Origin of the sequence: Clostridium sp. (assembly GCF_034179595.1) — a bacterium.
GTDB lineage: Bacteria > Bacillota > Clostridia > Clostridiales > Clostridiaceae > Clostridium.
Map to the genome: position 1 here is coordinate 90,093 of NZ_JAXFPT010000067.1, position 22,356 is coordinate 112,448.

The window sequence follows — 22,356 nt, forward strand, 5'->3', positions numbered from 1 at the left end:
TAAATTTTGGAGGAATTATAAAATGTTTGGAAAGTTATTTGACAAGTTAAAAACAGGATTAACAAAAACTAGAGACGGGTTACAAGATAAAATTAATGAAGCATTACATTTAGCTGTAACTATTGATGATGATTTATATGAAGAATTAGAAGAAATATTAATAATTTCAGATATAGGTATGGATACAACTGTAGAAATTATAGATAGATTAAAAGCTAAAATAAGAAAAGAAAAGATAAATGATCCTCAAATGGTAAAGCCAGCACTTAAAGAAGTTATAACAGAAATGCTTCTTGAAGGAGCTACAGATGAAGAGGAATATAACCTTGATAAAGAAAAAGAAGTTTTACTTGTAATTGGAGTTAATGGAGTTGGTAAAACTACATCTATTGGAAAACTTGCAGCTAAAAACAAAGAAGAAGGTAAAAAGGTGTTATTAGCAGCAGCTGATACTTTTAGAGCAGCAGCTATTGATCAATTAGAAGTTTGGAGTAATAGAGCAGGTGTTGATATAGTTAAACAAAGTGAAGGATCAGATCCTGCAGCTGTTGTTTTTGATGCAGTTCAAGCAGCTAAAGCTAGAAATGTAGATCTTTTAATTTGTGATACAGCAGGAAGACTTCATAATAAGAAGAATTTAATGAATGAGCTTTCAAAGATAAATAGAATTATAGATAGAGAATATGGGGAAGCTAAAAAACAAACTCTTCTTGTTTTAGATGGTACAACAGGACAAAATGCTGTAATTCAAGCAAAACAATTTATGGAGGTATGTCCTATTGACGGAATAATATTAACTAAATTAGATGGAACTGCAAAAGGTGGAGTAGTTATTTCTATAAAGCATTCTCTTAATATACCAGTTAAATATATTGGTGTTGGAGAAGGTATTGATGACTTACAAAAATTTGATGCAAAGAGTTTTGCTGAAGCATTATTTTAAAATTTAAAGGTGTTAAGTAAAAATACTTGACACCTTTAAATATATCTGTTATTATCTCTTTTGTGGGTAAGGTGATTATATGATGGAAGATAGGGTTGAGATCTCATTATTGATGGATTGTTATAAACCATTATTAACTGAGAAGCAAAAAAATATCATGGAACTATATTTCGAAGATGACCTATCCTTAGCTGAAATTGCTGAATTAAACAACACAAGTCGTCAAGCAATCCATGATTTGTTAAAAAGATGTTATAAACAACTTTTAACCTATGAAGATAAATTAAGCTTACTTCAAAAGAGTATGAATCGGGAAGAAAAAATTATAAAACTTCTAAAAAACTTTAAAGAAAAGTATTCTATTTCTGATAAAGAATATGATATGCTAAAGGAAGAACTAGAAGATTTATAAAATTAGGAGGTTTAATATGGCTTTTGAGGGATTATCAGAAAAGCTTCAAAATACCTTTAAAAAATTAAAGGGTAAAGGAAAACTTAGTGAAAAAGATATTAAAGAAGCTATGAGGGAAGTAAAGCTTGCTTTATTAGAAGCAGACGTTAACTATAAAGTAGTAAAAAAGTTTGTTAAAAGTGTTAGTGAAAAATGTGTTGGTAGTAATGTATTAGAAAGCTTGACACCAGGACAACAAGTTATTAAAATAGTTAACGATGAACTTACTGAACTTATGGGAGGAAGCGAAAGTAAAATAAATTATTCAAGTAGTGGGACTACAGTAATAATGCTTGTAGGACTTCAAGGTGCTGGTAAGACTACAATGTGTGGTAAATTAGCATTAAACCTTAGAAAGAATAATAAAAAGCCGCTTCTTGTAGCATGTGATATTTATAGACCAGCTGCTATAAAGCAATTAGAAGTTGTAGGAAAACAAATAGATATTCCTGTATTTTCTATGGGCGATAAAGAGAAAGCAGTAAATATTGCTAAAGCTGGTATACAATATGCAAAAGATAATGGAAATAACGTAGTTATTATAGATACAGCCGGAAGATTACATATAGATGAAGGCTTAATGCAAGAATTAAAAGACGTAAAAGAAGCTGTAAACCCTTCAGAAATCTTACTTGTAGTAGATTCAATGACAGGTCAAGATGCTGTAAATGTTGCAGAAACTTTTAATGATGAACTTGATTTATCAGGAGTTATATTAACAAAACTTGATGGTGATACTAGAGGTGGAGCTGCTCTTTCAATAAGATCTATAACTGAAAAGCCAATAAAGTTTATTGGTGTTGGTGAAAAGATGAATGATTTTGAAGTTTTCCATCCAGATAGAATGGCATCAAGAATTCTTGGCATGGGAGATGTTCTATCATTAATAGAAAAAGCTCAATCTGCTATAGATGAAGAAGAAGCAGCAGATTTTACAAAGAAAATGATGAACCAAGGTATTAACTTTGAAGATTATTTAACTGCAATGGAACAAATGAAAAAGCTTGGACCATTAAATAAGTTAATAGAAATGATTCCAGGGGTTAATACAAAAGAATTACAAGGTATTGATTTTGATCAAGGTCAAAAACAAATGGAAAAAGTTAGAGCTATAATTCTTTCAATGACTTTAAAAGAAAGAAGAAATCCATCACTTGTAATTGGCAGTTCTTCAAGAAAAAAGAGAATTGCAAATGGATCAGGTTCAACAATACAAGAAGTTAATAAACTTATTAAGGGATTTGAAATGATGAAAAAGCAAATGAAGCAAATGAAGTCACTTCAAAAGGGAGCTAAAAAAGGTCTCTTAAGTAAATTACCTTTTATGAGTTAAAATATATAAATATTCTTTAAAGGAGGTGAAATTAACATGGCAGTAAAGATAAGATTAAGAAGAATGGGAGCTAAGAAAGCACCTTTCTACAGAGTAGTAGTTGCTGACTCAAGAAGCCCAAGAGATGGTAGATTCATCGAAGAAATCGGATACTACAATCCAGTTTCAGAACCAGCTCAAATCAAAATCAACGAAGAAAAAGCTAACAAATGGTTACAAAATGGTGCTCAACCAACAGATGTAGTTAAGAAGCTTTTCGTTAAAGCAGGCCTAAACAAGTAATTTTAGGAGGTGAATACTGCACCTAGTACATATACTATATGCAGAGCACTTATGAAGGAATTAGTTGAAATAATAGCTAAGTCTCTTGTGGATAAGCCTAATGAAGTTAAAGTAAATGAGATTATAAATGATAACTCTGTTACTATAGAACTTAAGGTTGCACCAGAAGATATGGGCAAGGTTATTGGAAAACAGGGAAGAATAGCAAAAGCTATTAGAACCGTAGTAAAGGCTGCAGCAATAAAAGAAGAAAAAAGAGTAGTAGTTGAAATAATTTAAAAGAGTTAGGCCTTGTCCTAACTCTTTTTTGTATAATATAAGGATAAATTTTTATTATTTTGATAATTATAAAAAAGAGGTGAAATTTAATGGGAGAATTTTTTAGAGTAGGTAAAATAGTAAATACTCATGGATTAAAAGGCGAAGTTAAAGTTATGCCATCAACTTCTGACGTAAATAATTTTAAAAGATATGGAACTATCTTTATAAATGGAGTTGAAAGAGCAATTGAAGGTGTAAAATTCCAAAAAGATAGAGTTATATTAAAAATAGAAGGAATAAATTCAATTGATGAAGCTGAAACATATAAAAATAAAATAATAGAAGTTCCAAGAGATAGAGAACCAGAACTTCCAGAAGATACTTATTATGTTGCAGATCTTATAGGTATACATGTATTTGATACTGAAGGTAAGGATCTTGGACCTATATACGATGTTATAGAAACAAAAAATAATGATGTATATTGGATAAGAGAACCAAAAGAGTTATTAATTCCTGTTCTTAAGACAATAGTTTTAGATATAGATTTAGATAATGAAAAGATCGTTATAAGACCAGTAGGAGAATGGCAAGATGAAGATTAGTATTTTAACTCTTTTCCCCGAGATGTTTTCTATATTTAACCATAGTATAATAGGTAAAGCTAAGGAAAAGGGGTTAATAGATATTGAATGTCTTAATATAAGAGATTATACTAAGCATAAAAATAAAAAAGTTGATGATTATCCTTATGGGGGTGGTGCGGGCATGGTTATGTCACCACAACCTATTGTAGATGCTATAAGAGAATGTAAAAAGAATAATTCAGGAAAAGTTGTATTCTTAGGACCTAGAGGGAAAAAATTTAATCATGAACTTTCAAAGACACTTGCGAAGGAAGATAATTTAATATTTATATGTGGACACTATGAAGGTATTGATGAAAGAGTATATGAACATATAGACATGGAAATATCACTTGGAGATTTTATATTAACAGGTGGAGAAATGGCTGCAATACCAGTTATAGATTCTATTTTAAGATTAAAACCAGGTGTGTTAGGAAAAGAAGAAAGCTTTATGGATGAATCATTTTCAGACGGACTTTTAGAATATCCTCAATATACAAGACCAGAAGAATTTGAAGGAGTAAAGGTTCCAGAAGTTTTATTATCAGGCCATCATGAAAATATAAGAAAATGGAGAAGAAAACAATCTCTAATTATAACAAAAGAAAGAAGAAAAGATTTATTTGAAAAAATAGAGCTTACAAAAGAAGATAAAAAATTATTAAAAGAGGATAATAGATAAATTATTGCAATAGCTAACAATTTATGATAGAATAGCTTTTGTGCTAGTACGGGCGTTCCTCTTTTGGATTATAGCTCCGGAAAGAACGTCAGAATTAATTATTTAGGAGGGAATGCACAATGAACGAAATTTTAAGAGCAATCGAACAAGAACAAATAAGAACAGACTTACCAAGCTTCAACGTTGGGGATAACGTAAAAGTTCACCAATTAATCAAAGAAGGTAACAGAGAAAGAATTCAAGTATTTGAAGGAACTGTTATAAAGAAACAAAATGGTGGTTTAAGAGAAACTTTCACTGTAAGAAGATTAGCTTACGGAACAGGTGTTGAAAAGACTTTCCCAATAAACGCTCCAATGATCCAAAAGATCGAAGTTACAAGAAGAGGTAAAGTAAGAAGAGCTAAGTTATTCTACTTAAGAGACAGAGTAGGTAAGGCTGCTAAGGTTAAAGAATTATTAAAATAGTTAACCATAAAGAAGAGACTTAGAATTAAGTCTCTTTTTTTATAGATAAAAATAATTAAGTTTATATAAGGAGGAATATTTATGGCAATTAACTGGTTTCCAGGGCATATGAAAAAAACTCAAAGAGAGATAAAAGAAAACTTAAAACTTGTAGATGCTGTTATAGAAATTAGAGATGCTAGAATTCCAGCAAGTTCTGCAAATCCAGATATAGATAAATTAGTAGGAAATAAACCAAGACTTATTTTGTTAAATAAGAGTGATTTAACAGAACCTAAAGTAACTAAAGAGTGGATAAAACATTTAACTAAAGAAAATGTTATGGCTATTGAAGTAAATTGCTTAAAAGGAAGCGGGCTACAAAAGATAAAGCCAGCACTTAATGAGTTATTAAAAGAAAAACACGAAAGACTTAGAGGTAAGGGATTAAAAGTAATCATGACAAGAGTTATGGTTGTTGGTATACCTAACGTAGGCAAATCTACATTTATAAATAAGATGGCTAGAAATAATATAGCTCAAACTGGTGATAGACCAGGTGTAACAAAGAGTAAGAGATGGATAAAGACATCTATGGATATAGAAATGCTAGATACTCCAGGTGTTTTATGGCCTAAATTTAAAGATGACGAAACGGCTTTAAATCTTGCATTTACAGGTGCTATAAAAGATGAAATAATGGATATAGAAGATTTAGCATATAGACTTATTGAAAGATTACAAGAGTTTTATCCTGATAATTTAATTGAAAGATATAAGATAGATACTGTATATGATAATCCACTTGAAACAATGGACGCTATAGCAATAAAAAGAGGTGCTATAATGAAAGGTAGAGAGATAGATTATAATAGAATATCAGTTATAATACTAGATGAATTTAGAGGTGGAAAAATAGGTAATATTTCATTAGAAAGACCTTAGTATATTAAATGGAGTGATTTTATGAAACTTCTAAATAGTGATTTAAGCACTATGAGCTATAAAAGCATAAAAGAAGAGTTTGAAAATCTTGATTTAGATTTTACAAATGATGATATTTTATCTTTAGGTGAAAAGTTTTTAAATGATAGCAGAAAAAATGTTAATAGTCTTGGAAATAAGATATTTAAGGAAAAAAAGAAACTTGAAGGTGAAAAAATCAGAGTAAAAAAGATGTATGACTTTGATAGAGGCTTTGCAAAGGGAAGGCTTTTAGCTGGAGTTGACGAAGTTGGAAGAGGGCCTCTTGCAGGACCTATAGTATCAGCAGCTGTTATATTAGATTTAGATATATTAGATGATGATATGATTCTTTATTTAAACGATTCAAAAAAATTATCAGAGAAAAAAAGAGAAGAACTTGCAATTACAATAAAAGAAAAAGCAGTAGCTTATTATATCTCTGAATGTTCAAATGATGAGATAGATGAAAAAGGTGTAGGAGTATGTAATAATCAAGTTTTTCTTGATGCTGTGCATGGATTACATAAAGAAGCTAGCATTGTTTTATCTGATGGATATTCTATTAAGGGAATAGATAGAGAAAATAAATCAGTTATAAAAGGTGATACTAAAAGTGCATCAATTGCCGCAGCTTCTATTATAGCTAAAGTATATAGAGATAATATAATGAAAGAAATGGCAAAAGTTTACCCAGAATACGGATTTGAACATAATGTAGGTTATGGAGCTTCAAAGCATGTTGAAGCAATAAAAGAGCATGGTGCAACACCTATTCATAGAATGAGCTTTTTAAGAAATATATTATAAATATTTTTAAAGTAGTAATGGTAAAAAAACTATTACTACTTTTTTATTTTATCTAAAAGCATCTTTAATATGAATTACTTTACTATTATCATCTTTATAATTTAAATAGACTTCTATTACATCAAATCTTATAAAATAATCATTAAATTTATTATTAAGTAGAAAATAATTTGTTAATTTTTTTATATTATTGATTTTATTTTTATTGATAGATTCTATAGCATATCCATAGTTAGTATTGTACCGACTTTTTACTTCTACAAAGCATAATATATCATTTTTAATACATATTATATCTATCTCTCCAAATCTATTAGAATAATTTCTCTTTAAGATTTTGTAACCTTTATTATATAAATAATCTGAAGCTATATCTTCTCCGTAGTAGCCTACATCTTTATTATATTCTTTCATAAAAACACCTCTTTAATGAGAAGTATTGCCAATATGCATAGATTATTATCAAAAAATAGATGATTAAAAAATTTCTATGTGTTAATACTCATGTATGAGGTGAGGCAAATGGCTATAAATATAAAAAGTGCCACTAATATTGGGATAAATAGTTTTACGATAAATGTTGAAGTTGATATATCAAAAGGACTTCCTTCATTTAATATAGTAGGACTTGCAGATGCATCTGTTAAGGAGGCTAAAGAAAGAGTTAGAGCAGCTATCATTAACTCTGGTTTTGAGTTTCCTTTAGGTAGGATAGTTATAAACTTAGCTCCTGCAGATATAAGGAAAATAGGGACATTATTAGATTTGCCTATTGCTATAGGAATACTTATAGAATCAAATCAGATTAAAAAGGAAGATTTAGATAAATATTTAATAATAGGTGAATTATCATTAAATGGAGAACTTAAAAAAACTAAGGGGATAATTCCTATAATACTTAACGGAATTGAAGATAAGATTAATAACTTTATAATACCAAAAGAAAATGAATTTGAAGCTTTTGAAGTATCTAAGGGAAATATATATTGTATGAATTCTTTAAAAGAAGTCGTTGATTATATAATTTGTGAAGATATTTTGCCATTAGATTTTAATGAATATACATATGATTATGATGAGGAAATAGAAAATGATTTTGACTCTGTAATTGGACAATATTCATCAAAGAGAGCACTTGAAATTGCAGCAGCTGGTAGACATAATATTTTATTATATGGTAATCCAGGATCAGGTAAAACTATGCTTGCGAAAGCTTTTACTTCAATTCTTCCGAAACTTACAGAAGAAGAAAGAATAGAAATTGCAAAAATTTATTCTATATGTGGAATGATTGATAATTATAAGAGTATAAAAATACCTTTTAGAGAGCCACATCATACTATTTCAAAGATTGCATTAGTTGGTGGAGGAAGAAATATTAAACCTGGAGAAATTACTTTAGCTCATAATGGAGTTCTTTATTTAGATGAGATTTTAGAGTTTAAAAAAGAAGTATTAGAAGTATTAAGACTACCTTTAGAAGAAGGGATTATTAGAGTAGATAGATTAAATGAAAGAGTTGAGATGCCAAGCAATTTTCAGCTTATAGGATCTTTTAACCCATGTCCATGTGGTAAAAGATCTATAATTTATGGAGAAGATGATAATTGTGAATGCAGTGATATTGAAGTTAAAAGATACCAAAAAAGATTATCAAAGCCATTAAAAGATAGAATAGATATATTTCATTATGTTCCTTCATTAAAATTTGATCAATTAAAAAATAAAGATAATAAAGGTGAAACTAAAGCTATTAAAGAAAGAGTTTTAGAGGCTAGAAAAATACAAAAAGATAGATTAAAGGGAACTCCTTATAAATTAAATGCAGAAATAAAAGGAAAAGATATTTTTAATTTGTGTAATGTATCTAAGGAAGGAAAAGAAGTTTTAGAAAATTATTTTAAAATGAATAATCCATCATTAAGAGGTTATGGAAAAGTTATAAAGGTAGCTCAAACTATAGCTGATTTAGAACTTCAAAAAACAATAAAAAGAGAACATATAATTGAAGCTATAGGATATAGAAAGGATATAAATGGAGAATTTATATAAGAAGAGGTGGACAAATGGAAAAATATATATTATGGTTAATAATGTTAGAATGTACAAATTTACAAAAAATAAAATTAATGAGAAATTTTTCTGATGAAAAGGAAATATATGATAAGTTTGACTATATAATAAAAACTTATTTAAAAGGTTATGAAAATTTTGTAAATTATAATAGGGAAGAAGAACTAGAAAAGGCTATACTTATTAAAGAAGATTTAAAATATAAAAATATAAATTTTATAACCATAAATGATCCAAGTTATCCTGAAAGTTTAAGAAATATAAAAGAGCCACCATATGTATTATTTTATGTAGGAGATATAGCATTATTAAATAAAAGAAAAGTTGGAATTGTAGGTGCTAGAAAAAACAGTTCTTATGGGGAAAATTCTACTAGAGAGATAGTTAAAGAATTAGTTAGAAATGATATATGTGTTGTAAGTGGTGGCGCTAAAGGTATTGATTCTATAGTTCATGATACATGTTTAAGATTTGGCGGAAATACTATAGCTGTACTAGGTTGTGGAATAGATGTTTGTTATCCAGTTGAAAATAGAAATTTATTTAATAGGATTAGAAAAGATAATCTTATTATTTCAGAATTTTTACCTGGTACAAAACCTTATGCATATAATTTCCCAAGAAGGAACAGAATAATTAGTGGATTATCAGAATTAGTAGTTGTTACAGAAGCAGCAGAAAAGAGTGGATCTTTAATTACTGTTACATATGCATTAGAACAAGGAAAAGAAGTTATAGTTGTTCCACAATCTATCTTTTCGAAAACTGGATATGGAGCTAACATTTTAATAAGAGATGGTGCACATATTTATACATCTATTGATGATCTTTATTTGCTTTTAGAGATTGAAAAGATTAAAAATATAGATAAAAAAGAAGAAAAATGTGATTTAATAGATAATGAAATTTTAAAATTTATAAATGATAAGCCTACACATATTGATGAAATATTTATAAAGTCACAGGTTGACAGAAAGACTTTATATGGTTTATTATTTGAACTGCAAATTAAAAATGAAATAGTAAGTTTACCCGGCGAGTATTATGCTAGGGTAAGATAAGTTTAAGGGGGTGAATAACTCCAATATAATTAATGGAGTTAATTATGGGCCAAAAGTTAGTAATAGTAGAATCACCAGCAAAAGCAAAGACAATAGGGAAATATTTAGGTAAAAACTATGTTGTAGAAGCATCTATGGGACATATAAGGGATTTACCTAAAAGTAAGCTAGGTGTTGATATAGATAATGATTTTGAACCAAAATATATAACAATAAGAGGTAAGGGAGAGCTTCTTAAAACATTAAGAAAAGCTGCTAAAAAGGCAGATAAAGTTTATCTTGCAACTGACCCTGACCGTGAAGGAGAAGCTATATCTTGGCATTTAGCAAATCTTTTAAATATAGAACAAGATGATGAATGCAGAATAGTATTTAATGAAATAACAAAAACAGCAGTTAAAAACTCAATAAAAAATGCTAGAAAAATAAATCAAAATCTAGTTGATGCTCAGCAAGCTAGAAGAATATTAGATAGATTAGTTGGTTATGAAATAAGTCCAATACTTTGGAAAAATGTAAAATGGGGCTTAAGTGCAGGTAGAGTTCAATCAGCAGCACTTAAACTTATATGTGATAGAGAAGAAGAGATAAAAAAGTTTATTCCAGAAGAATACTGGACTGTAGATTGTGAGTTAAAAAAAGGAAGAAAAAAATTCGAGGTAAAGTTATCAACTTATAAAAATAAAAAGATAGAACTGAAAAATGAAGCTGAAGCAAATAAAGTTATAGGCGAAATAGATAAAGATAATTTTGTTATTAAGTCAATAAAAAAAGGAACTAAGCTTAAAAATCCTATGGCACCTTTTACAACTAGTACACTTCAACAAGAAGCAAGTAAGAAGCTTAATTTTATGACAAAGAAAACAATGTCAGTAGCTCAAGGGCTATATGAAGGTGTAGAAATTAAAGGATTTGGAACAGTAGGGCTTATAACTTACATGAGAACAGATTCTGTTAGAATATCAAAAGAAGCACAAGAAAGTGCAAAAAGCTTTATACTAGACAATTATGGAGAAGAATACCTTCCAAAAGAAGCTAAAGTATATAAAGGAAAGAAAAATATTCAAGATGCTCATGAAGCTATAAGACCAAGTAATATAAATATAACTCCAGAGATTGCTAAAGCAAATTTAACAACTGAACAATATAAGCTTTATACACTTATATGGAAAAGATTTGTAGCATCTCAAATGGAATCATGTGTCTTAAATACTAATTCTATTGACATAATGAATGGAGATTATAAATTTAAGGCAACTGGATCTACAATTAAATTTGATGGGTTCATGAAAATATACGAATATGCAATAAGTGAAGAGGATGATAATTCATTACCAGAACTTGAAGAAGGAGAAGTTTTAAAAGCTTCTTTACTTGAAGGAAAGCAACATTTTACTCAACCACCTGCAAGATATACAGAGGCATCTTTTGTTAAGCTTCTAGAAGAAAAAGGCATTGGTAGACCAAGTACTTATGTTCCTACAATTTCTACATTATTGAGTAGAGATTATGTAAATAGAGAAAAAAAGGTTTTAATACCAACAGAACTAGGATTCATAGTAAATAATATAATTTGTGAGTATTTTAAACAAATAGCAGATGTGGAATTTACTGCAAACATGGAAAAGAACCTAGATCACATTGAAGAAGGAGAAATTCAATGGAAGACAGTTGTAGGTGAATTTTTCGAGCCACTTAAGCATTCACTAGAAAAAGCAGAAAGTGAAATGGCAAAGGTTGTAATAGAAGATGAAGTAAGTGATGTGCCATGTGATAAATGTGGTAGAATGATGGTTATAAAAAGAGGAAGATATGGTAAGTTCTTAGCATGCCCAGGCTATCCAGAATGTAAAAATGCTAAACCTATAGTAGAAGAGATAAAGGCTCCTTGTCCTAAATGTGGAAGAAAGGTATTAGCAAAGAGAAGTAAGACTGGAAAAAGATTTTATGGATGCTCAGGATATCCAGAATGTGATTTTGTAAGTTGGAATGAGCCAGTTGAGAAGAAATGCCCAGAATGTGGATCTTACATGGTTAAAAAATATTCAAAAAAATCAGGCGATTATATTCAATGTTCAAATAATGAATGTAAATATAAAGAAGAATTAAAAAACGATGATCAAGAAAATAAATAATAAAATATATATGGTACATTAAATCTCCTCTTTTTAGAATAATAATGTTGTTGAAATAGAGTATTTAGTATGATAAACTGTATTGGTATTACGAATTTGTTAATAAATTAAAGGTATTTTGAAGAACTAACAAATGGCAATATGAATCTGAAATTCATTATATAAAGGAGGATTTTTAATGTCATCATTACTTAATAAAGCAAGAAAATTAAATAAAATACTACAAAAATCAGGTACTGAACCAGTAGCATTTGAAGATATTTGCGAACTATTAAGTGACGTATTGGCTTGTAACGTTTACATAATAAGTAAAAAAGGTAAGGTTATAGGATATAGCTTCTCAGAAAATTTCGAATGTGAAATAATGAAAGAAAAAGTAATTTGGGAAAAAAGATTCCCAAGTGATTATAATGAAAAATTATTAAGAGTGACTGAAACATTATCAAATTTACCTAATAGAGGGGTATGTGTATTTGATGGAATAGGAAAGTGTGAAATGTCGGACAAGCTTTCAACTATTGTTCCTATAATAGGAAATAGAGAAAGACTTGGAACTCTTCTTTTAGCTAGATTTGGGGATAGCTTTACAGATGATGATTTAGTGCTTTGCGAATATAGTGCAACAATTGTCGGAATGGAAATGTTAAGAGCTAAGCAAGAGGAATTAGCTGAAGAAACAAGAAAAAAAGCTGTTGTTCAATTAGCGATAGGAACTCTTTCATATTCAGAATTAGAAGCTGTAGAACATATTTTTAATGAACTTGGAGGTAGCGAAGGATTACTTGTAGCATCAAAAATTGCAGATAAAGTTGGAATAACAAGAAGTGTTATTGTAAATGCATTAAGAAAATTTGAAAGTGCTGGAGTTATTGAGTCAAGATCATTAGGAATGAAAGGTACTTATATTAGAATATTAAATGAGAAATTATTAGATGAATTAAAAAAAATAAAATAACAAATAATAGAGTGGATGAGGGTTTCATCCACTCATTTTTTTGTATAATCATAAAAAAAATTAAATTTTTGTTGATAGAAAAAAAAGCTTATGTTATACTATCTTAGGTAATAAAATACACACATTATCGAGATTGCAAGATAGGTGCCTTTTATTGTAAGGTTTTTTGTAATTATAACGATAGTGGAGGAAAAACCAGGAGGTAACAAAATGTCAGTTATATCAATGAAACAATTATTAGAAGCTGGTGTACACTTCGGACACCAAACTAGAAGATGGAACCCTAAGATGGCTCCTTACATCTTCACAGAAAGAAACGGAATCTATATAATAGATTTACAAAAAACAGTTAAAAAGGCTGAAGAAGCTTACAACTTCTTAAGAGAAGTTTCAGAAGAAGGAAAAGAAATACTTTTCGTTGGAACTAAGAAGCAAGCTCAAGAAGCTATCAAAGAAGAAGCAATAAGATCAAACATGCACTTCGTTAACAATAGATGGTTAGGTGGAATGTTAACAAACTTCAAAACTATCAAAACAAGAATTAAGAGATTAGAAGACTTAGAAAGAATGCAAGAAGATGGAACATTCGACGTTCTTCCTAAGAAAGAAGTTATCAAGTTAAAAGGCGAAATGGAAAAGCTTGAAAAGAACCTTGGCGGAATCAAGAACTTAGATTCAAGAAACATCGGAGCTATGTTCGTAGTTGACCCAAGAAAAGAAAAGAACGCTATTTCAGAAGCTAAAATATTAGGAATTCCAGTAGTAGCTATCGTAGATACTAACTGTGACCCAGAAGAAGTTGATTACGTAATCCCAGGTAACGACGATGCTATAAGAGCGGTTAAATTAATAGCTGCTAAGATGGCTGATGCTGTTATCGAAGGAAGACAAGGTGAACAAATAGCTGAATAATTTCAGAAGAAAGAGTATAAAAGGTAGGTGAAGATTTTCTTCATTTACCTTTTACCCTAAATGGTAAGGGTTACGTTTAAAAATAAGGAGGAATTTAAATGATTACTGCAAAATCAGTTAAAGAATTAAGAGATAAGACTGGCGCAGGTATGATGGACTGCAAGAAAGCCTTAACAGAAACTAACGGAGATGTAGAAAAGGCTATCGAAGTATTAAGAGAAAAAGGATTAGCTGCTGCTGCTAAAAAAGCTGGAAGAACAGCTGCTGAAGGTATAGTTAAAACTTTCGTATCAGAAGATGGAAAGAACGCTTCAATAGTAGAAGTAAACTGTGAAACAGATTTCGTTGCTGCTAACGAAGAATTCGTAAACTTTGCTGAAAAAGTAGCAGAATTAGCTGCTAACACTTCAGTTAATACTGTAGAAGAATTATTAAAAGAAAAATTAGGAGATGCTACTGTACAAGAAACTCTTACTGCTTTAGTTGCTAAGCTTGGAGAAAACATGACAGTTAGAAGATTCGAAAAATTATCAGTAGAAAACGGTGCTATCGAAAGCTACATCCACGGTGGCGGAAGAATCGGAGTTTTAGTTGAAGTTTCAACTGAAGGAGATTCAAACGTAGCTAAAGAAGTAGCTAAAGAAGTTTGTATGCAAGTTGCTGCTGCAAATCCATTATTCTTAAACAGAGAATCAGTAGATCAAGAAGCTTTAGAAAAAGAAAAAGAAATCTACAGAGTTCAAGCTTTAAATGAAGGAAAGCCAGAAAATATCGTTGAAAAAATGGTTATGGGAAGAATCCAAAAGTACTTCAAAGAAGTTTGCTTAGTTGACCAAGTATGGGTTAAAGATGGAGATAAGACAATAACTAAGTTATTAGAAGAAAAGTCAAAAGAAGCAGGTGCTCCAATCACTATAACAAAGTTTGTTAGATATGAAAGAGGAGAAGGAATCGAAGTTGAAAAAGTAGACTTTGCTGCTGAAGTTGCTGCACAAATGGGTAAATAGTTTTCAACTAAGAGAGAGAACACTTTGTGTTCTCTTTTTTTAAAAAATAATATGAATATTTGGAGGGATTATAATGGCAGATTGTAAATATAATAGAGTGATACTAAAATTATCTGGTGAAGCACTTGCTGGAACTAACGGATTTGGTTTAGATTTTAATGTTGCAAAAAGAATAGCTTTAGAAATAAAGCAATTAGTTGATGCAGGTGTTGAAGTTGGATGCGTAGTAGGTGGCGGAAACATCTGGAGAGGCAGAAGTGGTGAAGGTATGGACAGAACTACTGCAGACTATATGGGTATGATGGCTACATGTATTAATGCATTAGCACTTCAAGATTCACTAGAACAAGTAGGAGTAGACACTAGAGTTTTAACTGCTATTGAAATGAAGGAAATTGCAGAACCATTCATAAGAAGAAGAGCTATGAGACATTTAGAAAAAGGAAGAGTTGTTATTTTTGCAGCTGGAACAGGAAACCCATACTTCTCAACTGATACAACAGCAGCTTTAAGAGCAGCAGAAATAGAAGCTGATGTAATTCTTTTAGCTAAAAAAGTTGATGGCGTTTATGATAAAGATCCTCATAAGTATTCAGATGCAAAGAAATACGATAAACTATCATATATAGAAGTTTTAGAACAAGGATTACAAGTAATGGATTCAACTGCAACTTCTTTATGCATGGATAACAATATTCCTATATTAGTATTTGGTTTAGATGAACCAGGAAATATTCAAAAAGCTATTTCAGGTGAAGAAATAGGTACATTAGTTTCAAAGTAGAAGGAGGATATTAATGAAAAACATTATTAAAAATGCCGAAGAAAAAATGACAAAAACAATAAGTGTTTTACAAGTTGATTTATCAACTATGAAAGCTGGTAGAGCTAATCCTACAATGCTTGATAGAGTGCAAGTTGAGTATTATGGAAGTATGTGTCCAATAACACAAGTAGCTAATGTATCAGCTCCAGAACCAAGAGTTTTACAAATAACTCCTTGGGAACAAACAATATTAAAGGATATAGAAAAGGCAATCCTTACTTCAGATTTAGGATTAAACCCTTCAAATGATGGAACAGTTATTAGATTAGTTATACCAGAATTAACAGAAGAAACTAGAAGAAACTTAGTTAAAAATGTTAAAAAAGCTGGAGAAGATTCTAAAGTTGCTTTAAGATCAATTAGAAGAGATGCTAATGATAAGATAAAGGCCTTAAAGAAAGATGGAGAACTTAGCGAAGACGAAGTTAAAAAAGCTGAAGACAACATCCAAAAGGTTACAGATAAATTTGTCAAAGAAATAGATAAATTAATAGAAGCAAAAGAAAAAGAGATAATGTCAATCTAGTTAAACCCAAAAAACCTGCTCTTTAGCAGGTTTTTTATATAAAAAATGGGAGGAAGACTTATGATTAAATTTTTTAAAGGCGAAAGTGTTGTAGAAAATGAAGAAATCAGCCTTGATATGGACAATATTCCTAAACATATTGCAATTATAATGGATGGTAATGGAAGATGGGCAAAAAAAAGAAAGCTTCCAAGAACTATGGGACATAAAGCAGGAGTTGAAACAATTCGTAGAGTTTTAAAAGAAGCAGATAAGCTTGGAGTTAAGTATATGACTCTTTATGCTTTTTCAACTGAAAACTGGAAAAGACCTAAAGATGAAGTAAGTGCATTAATGAAATTATTAGTACAATATTTAAGACAAGAGATTAATGAACTTCATAAAAATGGGGTTAAGATAAATGTATTAGGTGACATTTCAAGATTACCTAAAGAGTGTCAAGAAGAGATTGATAAAGCAGTTACTAAAACACAAAACAATCAAGGGATAGTTATGAATATAGCCTTAAATTATGGTGGAAGAGATGAAATCTTAAGAGCTGTAAAATTAATTTCTGATGATATAGAAAAAGGTGTAATAAAATCTTCAGAAATTGACCAAAATACTTTTGAAAACTATTTATATACAAAAGGAATACCAGATCCAGACATAATAATTAGACCTTCAGGAGAACAAAGATTAAGCAACTTTTTATTATGGCAATGTGCTTATTCAGAGTTTTGGTATTCAGATATTTGTTGGCCAGATTTTAAAGAAGCAGATCTTCATAAGGCTATTTATGATTTTCAAAAAAGAGATAGAAGATTTGGTGGCGTAAAATAAAAATATAGATAAGGAGGGCTTAAAGTGAAATCAAATAATAGATATCTTGGTGCTTTGTTTATTGCTCCTTTTATTATATTTATATTTTTAGGTGGAATATGGCTACAAGGATTTACATTTGTTTTATCAATTTTAGGTTTATATGAATTTTATAATGCATTAAAGCAAAAAGAGTTTAATCCTATATCTATTGTAGGTTACTTATTATTAGTTGCATATTATCTTTTAAACAATAATATAGAATCTTTAGTATATTTAGTTGTGTTTGCTATGTTTATACTTTTAATGATTCCTATTATAAATTTAAAGTATACTTTTATAGATGTTTCCTTAACATTACTTGGATTTTTATATGTAGGAATACTATTTAGTTTTATACATCTTATAAATATTAAAGTTGGTGGTCAATATTTAGTTTGGCTTATATTTATAGGATCATGGGTAACTGACACATGTGCTTATTATGCAGGAAGATTTTTAGGAAAACATAAATTATGCCCTAAGGTTAGTCCTAAAAAGACTATTGAAGGTTCAATTGGTGGTATAGTCGGAGTAACAATAGTATCTGGAATATTTGGAATTATAGTATCTAAATATATGTATATAATGCCTATATTTAATTACTTTATAATAGGTGCATTATGTGGAATATTTAGCCAATTTGGAGACTTAGTTGCATCTTCAATAAAAAGATATGTTGGTATAAAAGATTACAGCAATTTAATACCTGGACATGGTGGAATATTAGATAGATTTGATAGTATTTTATTCTCAGGTCTTGTAATTTTTTATTATTTAACTTTTATAGTTCATATATAGTAAAAGAGTTCTAAAAGAAAAACTTTTAGAACTCTTTTACTATATAAAAAATAATATATTAACTTAACTTTTAAAGATATTAGAAAATTCTAAGGTTTTTTTTTATGCATATAAATATAAAATAAGGGAGGGTTAAGGTTTGAAATTAAGAAAAGAACATAGAAAGCTTCTAGAAGCACTTATTTTATTTTTAGTAATATGCATATCAATAATACTAATTAAAAGTTATTTTAAGCCGTTTATTTGGATTGTTATAATATTTATATTAAGTACACCTTTATATGATCTTTTTATTATGTTAAATATAAATAAAAAAATATCAGCTACATTAACAATATTATTATTAAATATATCTATATTGCTAATAATATATTATTTAGGGAGAAATATATTTAATATAGTTAATAATATTTATATGAGCAATATAAGCATTATAAATAGTCTTGTAGTTGAGTTTAATACAATGTTAGAAGGGGTATTTGGAAATATAGATATAACAGGTGAAATCATGAATCTATTTCGCCCTAAAATGCTAACAGTAGGTGCTCTAACAACAGGAGAAGGAATAGTAAGTTATTTTATAGGTAATGTATGTACATTTTTTATATTAATAGATAGAGAAAAAATAATAGGATACATAAAAATGATTATTCCTAGAAGTTTTATAAAAAGAATATCTAGTAGTGAAAAAAATGTAAGAAGCATTATAGCTATACAAATGGTTCTTATTTTAATATCTACAATTATAATAATTATAGGATTTATTATATTTAGGATAAGCAATCCAATTATTTTAGGAATAGTTTGTGGTATTTTAGATTTACTTCCATATGTAGGAACAATAATTGTATTTATACCAATTATAATATACAATATTATAGTAAAAAACTATATTATAGCTTTTGGACTAATATGTCTTTATATATTAGTTCAAGTTATAAGAGAAATACTAGAAGCAAAATTAATGAGTAATAAATTAGATATACATCCTTTGATAATATTTCTTTCTATATATATTGGTATAAAGGTCTTTGGAATGATAGGGATTTTTGTAGGACCTTTATATAGTATTATGGTTAAAGATATTTTTTGCGAAGGTTAGATACGGAGGAAAAGAAAATGAAAAATATTTCAATATTAGGTGCTACAGGTTCTATAGGTACACAAACTTTAGATGTAATTAGAAAATCTAACGATATAAATTTAATAGGTATAACAGCAAATACTTCTGTAGATATGGTAAAGGAAATAATAGATGAATTTTACCCTAAATATGTTGGAATGATGGATAAATCATCAAAAGAGAAAATCGATAATTATGTAAAAGAAAAAGGATTAGATATAGAAGTTTTATTTGGTATGGAAGGTCTTAAAAAAATAGCTTCTCTTGACGAAATTGATACAGTAGTGACATCAGTTGTTGGTATGATTGGGCTTGAACCTACAATAGAAGCTATAAGAAATAAAAAAGATATTGCACTTGCAAACAAAGAAACATTAGTTGTTGCAGGTGAACTTGTTATGAATGAGGCTAAAAAATATGGAGTAAAGATACTTCCAGTAGATTCAGAACATAGTGCAATATTCCAAAGTTTAAGAGGAAATGATTTAAAAACATTAAAGAAGATAATTTTAACTGCTTCAGGTGGTCCTTTTAGAGGAAAGAAAAAAGAAGATTTACTTAATACATCAATAGAAGAAGCTTTAAATCACCCAAATTGGAGCATGGGAAAAAAGATAACTATAGATTCATCAACTTTAATGAATAAAGGTCTTGAAGTTATAGAAGCACATTGGCTATTTGATTGTGATTATGATGATATACAAGTGTTAGTTCATCCACAAAGTATAATACACTCAATGGTTGAATACACAGATAATAGCATAATAGCTCAATTAGGTTCTGCTGATATGAGACTTCCTATACAATATGCTCTTAATTATCCAAATAGAAAAGAAGCAGTAGCTAATGGAATAGATTTTTATGAAATTCAAAAGCTTACGTTTGAAAAGCCAGACATGGAAACTTTTAAATGCTTAAAGCTTGCTTTTGAAGCAGGAAAACAAGGAAAGCTTATGCCAACTATTTTAAATGGTGCAAATGAAGCTGTTGTAGAATTATTCTTATATGGAAAGATTTCTTATCTTCAAATTGGAGATATAATAGAGCATTGTATGGAATATTTTAAAGAAGAGGGGATGAGGGAAGTTACATTAGATAATGTAATTTTATTAGATAAAAAGGTTAAGGAGTATGTTAGAAAAAATTATAATTAGGAGGGGAGTTAATGTATATTGTATATGCTATAATAGCATTTGGAGTACTTATACTAGTTCATGAATTTGGTCACTTTATACTTGCAAAGATAAATGGAGTAAAAGTAGAAGAATTCTCAATAGGTATGGGACCTAAGATATTTTCTATAGACGGAAAAGAAACTAAATATTCATTAGGTATATTGCCTATAGGTGGATATGTAAAAATGTTAGGTGAGGAAGAAGAGGTTGAAGATGAAAGGAGTTTTTCATCTAAATCGCCTTTAAGAAGAATCACGATTATTTTAGCTGGTGCTATGATGAACTTAATTCTTGCTATCGTTATATTTACTGTATACTTACATCATTTTGGTTATACAACGCCAAAAGTTAATTCAGTAATTGATAATACTCCAGCTTATGAAGTAGGGATAAAGCCTGGAGATACATTTAAGAAAATTGATGGACAAAAAATATTTTCACCAGATGATATAACAATTGGAATAGGACTTGCAAAAGGTAACCCAGTAGATTTAGAAGTTGATAGAAATGGTGAAATACTTAACTTTAAAGTAAAGCCAGAGTATAATAAACAAGAAAAAAGGGATATGATAGGATTTAGCTTTGAAGTAGTTAAAAATCCATCAGTAATAGATAGTTTTAAAGAAAGCTTTAATCAAACAGCATCATTAATAAATCAAACATTTAAAGGATTAAAAATGATATTTACTGGAAAAGCAGATTTAAAGACAGATGTAGGTGGTCCTGTAACTATAATAAAACTTTCAGCGGCAACTGCAAAAGCTGGTATATGGAATTTATTATATTTTACAGCATTTATAAGTATAAACCTTGCTGTGTTTAATCTATTACCATTCCCTGCACTTGATGGAGGGTGGACTGTACTGCTTTTAATTGAACTTATTACAAGAAGAAAAGTTCCAGATAAGGTTGTAGGTGCATTAAATTTTGTAGGTTTTGCATTACTTATGGGACTTATGGTTTTAGTTACAGTTAAGGATATATTATTTCCAATAAATCTTTAGGAGAGAAGAAAACAATGAATAGAAAGATTACAAGAATTGTTAATGTTGGAGGAATAAAAATTGGTGGAGAAGAACCAGTTGTTATCCAATCAATGACAAATACAGATACAAGAGATGTTAAAAAGACATTAGAACAAATAGATAAATTAGTAGACGCTGGATGTCAAATCGTAAGATGTGCAGTTCCTGATATGGAAGCTTGTGAAGCGTTAAAAGAAATAACAGAAAAGTCAAAAGTTCCAATAGTTGCAGATATTCATTTTGATTATAGATTAGCACTTAAAGCAATTGATAATGGAGTTGCAAAGCTTAGAATAAATCCTGGAAATATAGGAAGTATTGAAAGAGTTAAAGCAGTAGTTGAAAAGGCAAAAGAAAAAAACATTCCTATAAGAATTGGAGTTAATTCAGGTTCTTTAGAAAAAGATATCTTAGAAAGAGATGGAAGACCAACCGCTAAAGGACTAGTTGAAAGTGCATTAAGACATGTTAAAATACTAGAAGATTTAAATTTTTATGATATAGTTATTTCAATAAAATCTTCAAATGTTCCTATGATGATAGAAAGCTATAGACTTATGAGTGAAAAATGTAATTATCCACTGCATTTAGGGGTTACAGAATCAGGTACAGTATTTAAAGGAACAATAAAATCAAGTATAGGTATTGGAACGCTATTAGCAGAAGGAATTGGAAATACAATGAGAGTATCACTAACATCAGATCCAATTGAAGAAATAAAAGTTGCTAAAGAAATATTAAGAGCACTAGATTATACAAAAGAAGGTATAGAATTTGTTTCATGTCCTACTTGTGGAAGAACTGAAATAAACTTGATAAAGATAGCAGAAGAAGTAGAAGAAAAGCTTAAAAATACTAATAAAAACATAAAGGTTGCTGTAATGGGATGTGTGGTTAATGGACCAGGAGAAGCAAGAGAAGCTGATATTGGTATTGCAGGTGGAAAAGGATTTGGTATAATATTTAAAAAAGGCCAAATAGTTAAAAAAGTAAAAGAAGAAGATTTAGTTAGTGAACTTATAAAGGAGATAGAATCTTTATAAGATTTAAGTATTAAATACCCCCAAAATTAAATTTGTTTTGGGGGTAAATATTTT

Annotated in this window: 25 protein-coding genes; 24 read left to right on the top strand and 1 reads right to left on the bottom strand. The window is 29.2% G+C overall.

Features of this window, described 5'->3' with window-relative positions:
- Window positions 1–22: 22 nt before the first annotated feature.
- The 10 genes from ftsY to SPJ33_RS08320 all read left to right on the top strand — a co-directional run bounded on the left by ftsY (window position 23) and on the right by SPJ33_RS08320 (window position 6,800).
- On the top strand, window positions 23–943 hold the full coding sequence (gene ftsY, locus SPJ33_RS08275; protein ID WP_321117492.1) for a signal recognition particle-docking protein FtsY: 921 nt from the start codon (window positions 23–25) through the stop codon (window positions 941–943).
- Window positions 944–1,025: 82 nt separating this feature from the next.
- Window positions 1,026–1,355 carry a putative DNA-binding protein gene (locus SPJ33_RS08280; RefSeq protein WP_321117493.1) on the top strand — a complete coding sequence of 110 codons (330 nt, stop codon included), beginning with the start codon at window positions 1,026–1,028 and terminating at the stop codon, window positions 1,353–1,355.
- A gap of 16 nt (window positions 1,356–1,371) precedes the next feature.
- Window positions 1,372–2,727 (top strand): signal recognition particle protein, encoded by a 1,356-nt coding sequence (ffh, locus tag SPJ33_RS08285; RefSeq protein WP_321117494.1) that lies wholly within the window; start codon window positions 1,372–1,374, stop codon window positions 2,725–2,727.
- A gap of 36 nt (window positions 2,728–2,763) precedes the next feature.
- A complete protein-coding gene (gene rpsP / locus SPJ33_RS08290) occupies window positions 2,764–3,009 on the top strand; it encodes a 30S ribosomal protein S16 (protein WP_321117495.1) in 246 nt (81 codons plus the stop codon).
- Between the two features lie 51 nt (window positions 3,010–3,060).
- The gene (locus SPJ33_RS08295) at window positions 3,061–3,288 is read left to right on the top strand and encodes a KH domain-containing protein (RefSeq protein ID WP_321117496.1); all 228 of its coding nucleotides are present in this window, start codon (window positions 3,061–3,063) and stop codon (window positions 3,286–3,288) included.
- 89 nt (window positions 3,289–3,377) lie between these two features.
- Window positions 3,378–3,875 (top strand): ribosome maturation factor RimM, encoded by a 498-nt coding sequence (gene rimM / locus SPJ33_RS08300; RefSeq protein ID WP_321117497.1) that lies wholly within the window; start codon window positions 3,378–3,380, stop codon window positions 3,873–3,875.
- A complete protein-coding gene (trmD, locus tag SPJ33_RS08305) occupies window positions 3,865–4,581 on the top strand; it encodes a tRNA (guanosine(37)-N1)-methyltransferase TrmD (RefSeq protein WP_321117498.1) in 717 nt (238 codons plus the stop codon). Before rimM ends, trmD begins: the two co-directional genes overlap by 11 nt.
- Before the next feature lie 119 nt (window positions 4,582–4,700).
- Window positions 4,701–5,048, top strand: coding sequence for a 50S ribosomal protein L19 (gene rplS / locus SPJ33_RS08310; protein ID WP_321117499.1), 348 nt, complete (start codon window positions 4,701–4,703; stop codon window positions 5,046–5,048).
- Between the two features lie 81 nt (window positions 5,049–5,129).
- Window positions 5,130–5,972, top strand: a complete 843-nt coding sequence (gene ylqF, locus SPJ33_RS08315; RefSeq protein WP_321117500.1) for a ribosome biogenesis GTPase YlqF — start codon at window positions 5,130–5,132, stop codon at window positions 5,970–5,972.
- Window positions 5,973–5,993: 21 nt separating this feature from the next.
- Window positions 5,994–6,800 carry a ribonuclease HII gene (locus SPJ33_RS08320; RefSeq protein WP_321117501.1) on the top strand — a complete coding sequence of 269 codons (807 nt, stop codon included), beginning with the start codon at window positions 5,994–5,996 and terminating at the stop codon, window positions 6,798–6,800.
- Between the two features lie 48 nt (window positions 6,801–6,848).
- Here the strand turns inward: SPJ33_RS08320 and SPJ33_RS08325 are convergent, their stop codons facing one another.
- Complete coding sequence (locus SPJ33_RS08325; protein WP_321117502.1) at window positions 6,849–7,214, bottom strand: YraN family protein; 366 nt, start codon at window positions 7,212–7,214, stop codon at window positions 6,849–6,851.
- Window positions 7,215–7,322: 108 nt separating this feature from the next.
- On the opposite strand from SPJ33_RS08325, the gene SPJ33_RS08330 reads away from it, so the two are divergent.
- The 14 genes from SPJ33_RS08330 to ispG all read left to right on the top strand — a co-directional run bounded on the left by SPJ33_RS08330 (window position 7,323) and on the right by ispG (window position 22,302).
- Window positions 7,323–8,852 carry a YifB family Mg chelatase-like AAA ATPase gene (locus tag SPJ33_RS08330; RefSeq protein ID WP_321117503.1) on the top strand — a complete coding sequence of 510 codons (1,530 nt, stop codon included), beginning with the start codon at window positions 7,323–7,325 and terminating at the stop codon, window positions 8,850–8,852.
- Between the two features lie 14 nt (window positions 8,853–8,866).
- On the top strand, window positions 8,867–9,934 hold the full coding sequence (gene dprA / locus SPJ33_RS08335; RefSeq protein WP_321117504.1) for a DNA-processing protein DprA: 1,068 nt from the start codon (window positions 8,867–8,869) through the stop codon (window positions 9,932–9,934).
- A gap of 44 nt (window positions 9,935–9,978) precedes the next feature.
- Complete coding sequence (gene topA, locus SPJ33_RS08340; protein ID WP_321117505.1) at window positions 9,979–12,069, top strand: type I DNA topoisomerase; 2,091 nt, start codon at window positions 9,979–9,981, stop codon at window positions 12,067–12,069.
- A gap of 178 nt (window positions 12,070–12,247) precedes the next feature.
- Window positions 12,248–13,024 carry a GTP-sensing pleiotropic transcriptional regulator CodY gene (codY, locus tag SPJ33_RS08345; protein WP_321117506.1) on the top strand — a complete coding sequence of 259 codons (777 nt, stop codon included), beginning with the start codon at window positions 12,248–12,250 and terminating at the stop codon, window positions 13,022–13,024.
- A 210-nt stretch (window positions 13,025–13,234) separates the two neighbouring features.
- A complete protein-coding gene (rpsB, locus tag SPJ33_RS08350) occupies window positions 13,235–13,936 on the top strand; it encodes a 30S ribosomal protein S2 (RefSeq protein ID WP_321117507.1) in 702 nt (233 codons plus the stop codon).
- Between the two features lie 98 nt (window positions 13,937–14,034).
- On the top strand, window positions 14,035–14,943 hold the full coding sequence (gene tsf / locus SPJ33_RS08355) for a translation elongation factor Ts (protein ID WP_321117508.1): 909 nt from the start codon (window positions 14,035–14,037) through the stop codon (window positions 14,941–14,943).
- A 73-nt stretch (window positions 14,944–15,016) separates the two neighbouring features.
- Window positions 15,017–15,727 carry a UMP kinase gene (pyrH, locus tag SPJ33_RS08360; RefSeq protein WP_321117509.1) on the top strand — a complete coding sequence of 237 codons (711 nt, stop codon included), beginning with the start codon at window positions 15,017–15,019 and terminating at the stop codon, window positions 15,725–15,727.
- A gap of 13 nt (window positions 15,728–15,740) precedes the next feature.
- A complete protein-coding gene (frr, locus tag SPJ33_RS08365) occupies window positions 15,741–16,295 on the top strand; it encodes a ribosome recycling factor (RefSeq protein WP_321117510.1) in 555 nt (184 codons plus the stop codon).
- A 60-nt stretch (window positions 16,296–16,355) separates the two neighbouring features.
- Window positions 16,356–17,117, top strand: coding sequence for an isoprenyl transferase (locus SPJ33_RS08370; RefSeq protein ID WP_321117511.1), 762 nt, complete (start codon window positions 16,356–16,358; stop codon window positions 17,115–17,117).
- Between the two features lie 24 nt (window positions 17,118–17,141).
- Window positions 17,142–17,936 (top strand): phosphatidate cytidylyltransferase, encoded by a 795-nt coding sequence (locus SPJ33_RS08375; protein ID WP_321117512.1) that lies wholly within the window; start codon window positions 17,142–17,144, stop codon window positions 17,934–17,936.
- A 139-nt stretch (window positions 17,937–18,075) separates the two neighbouring features.
- Window positions 18,076–19,038, top strand: a complete 963-nt coding sequence (locus SPJ33_RS08380; RefSeq protein ID WP_321117513.1) for an AI-2E family transporter — start codon at window positions 18,076–18,078, stop codon at window positions 19,036–19,038.
- Between the two features lie 17 nt (window positions 19,039–19,055).
- Complete coding sequence (gene dxr / locus SPJ33_RS08385; RefSeq protein WP_321117514.1) at window positions 19,056–20,213, top strand: 1-deoxy-D-xylulose-5-phosphate reductoisomerase; 1,158 nt, start codon at window positions 19,056–19,058, stop codon at window positions 20,211–20,213.
- Between the two features lie 11 nt (window positions 20,214–20,224).
- Entirely contained in the window at window positions 20,225–21,238 is a 1,014-nt protein-coding gene (gene rseP / locus SPJ33_RS08390; RefSeq protein WP_321117515.1) for an RIP metalloprotease RseP, read from the top strand.
- A 14-nt stretch (window positions 21,239–21,252) separates the two neighbouring features.
- Entirely contained in the window at window positions 21,253–22,302 is a 1,050-nt protein-coding gene (gene ispG / locus SPJ33_RS08395) for a flavodoxin-dependent (E)-4-hydroxy-3-methylbut-2-enyl-diphosphate synthase (protein ID WP_321117516.1), read from the top strand.
- Window positions 22,303–22,356 lie beyond the last annotated feature (54 nt).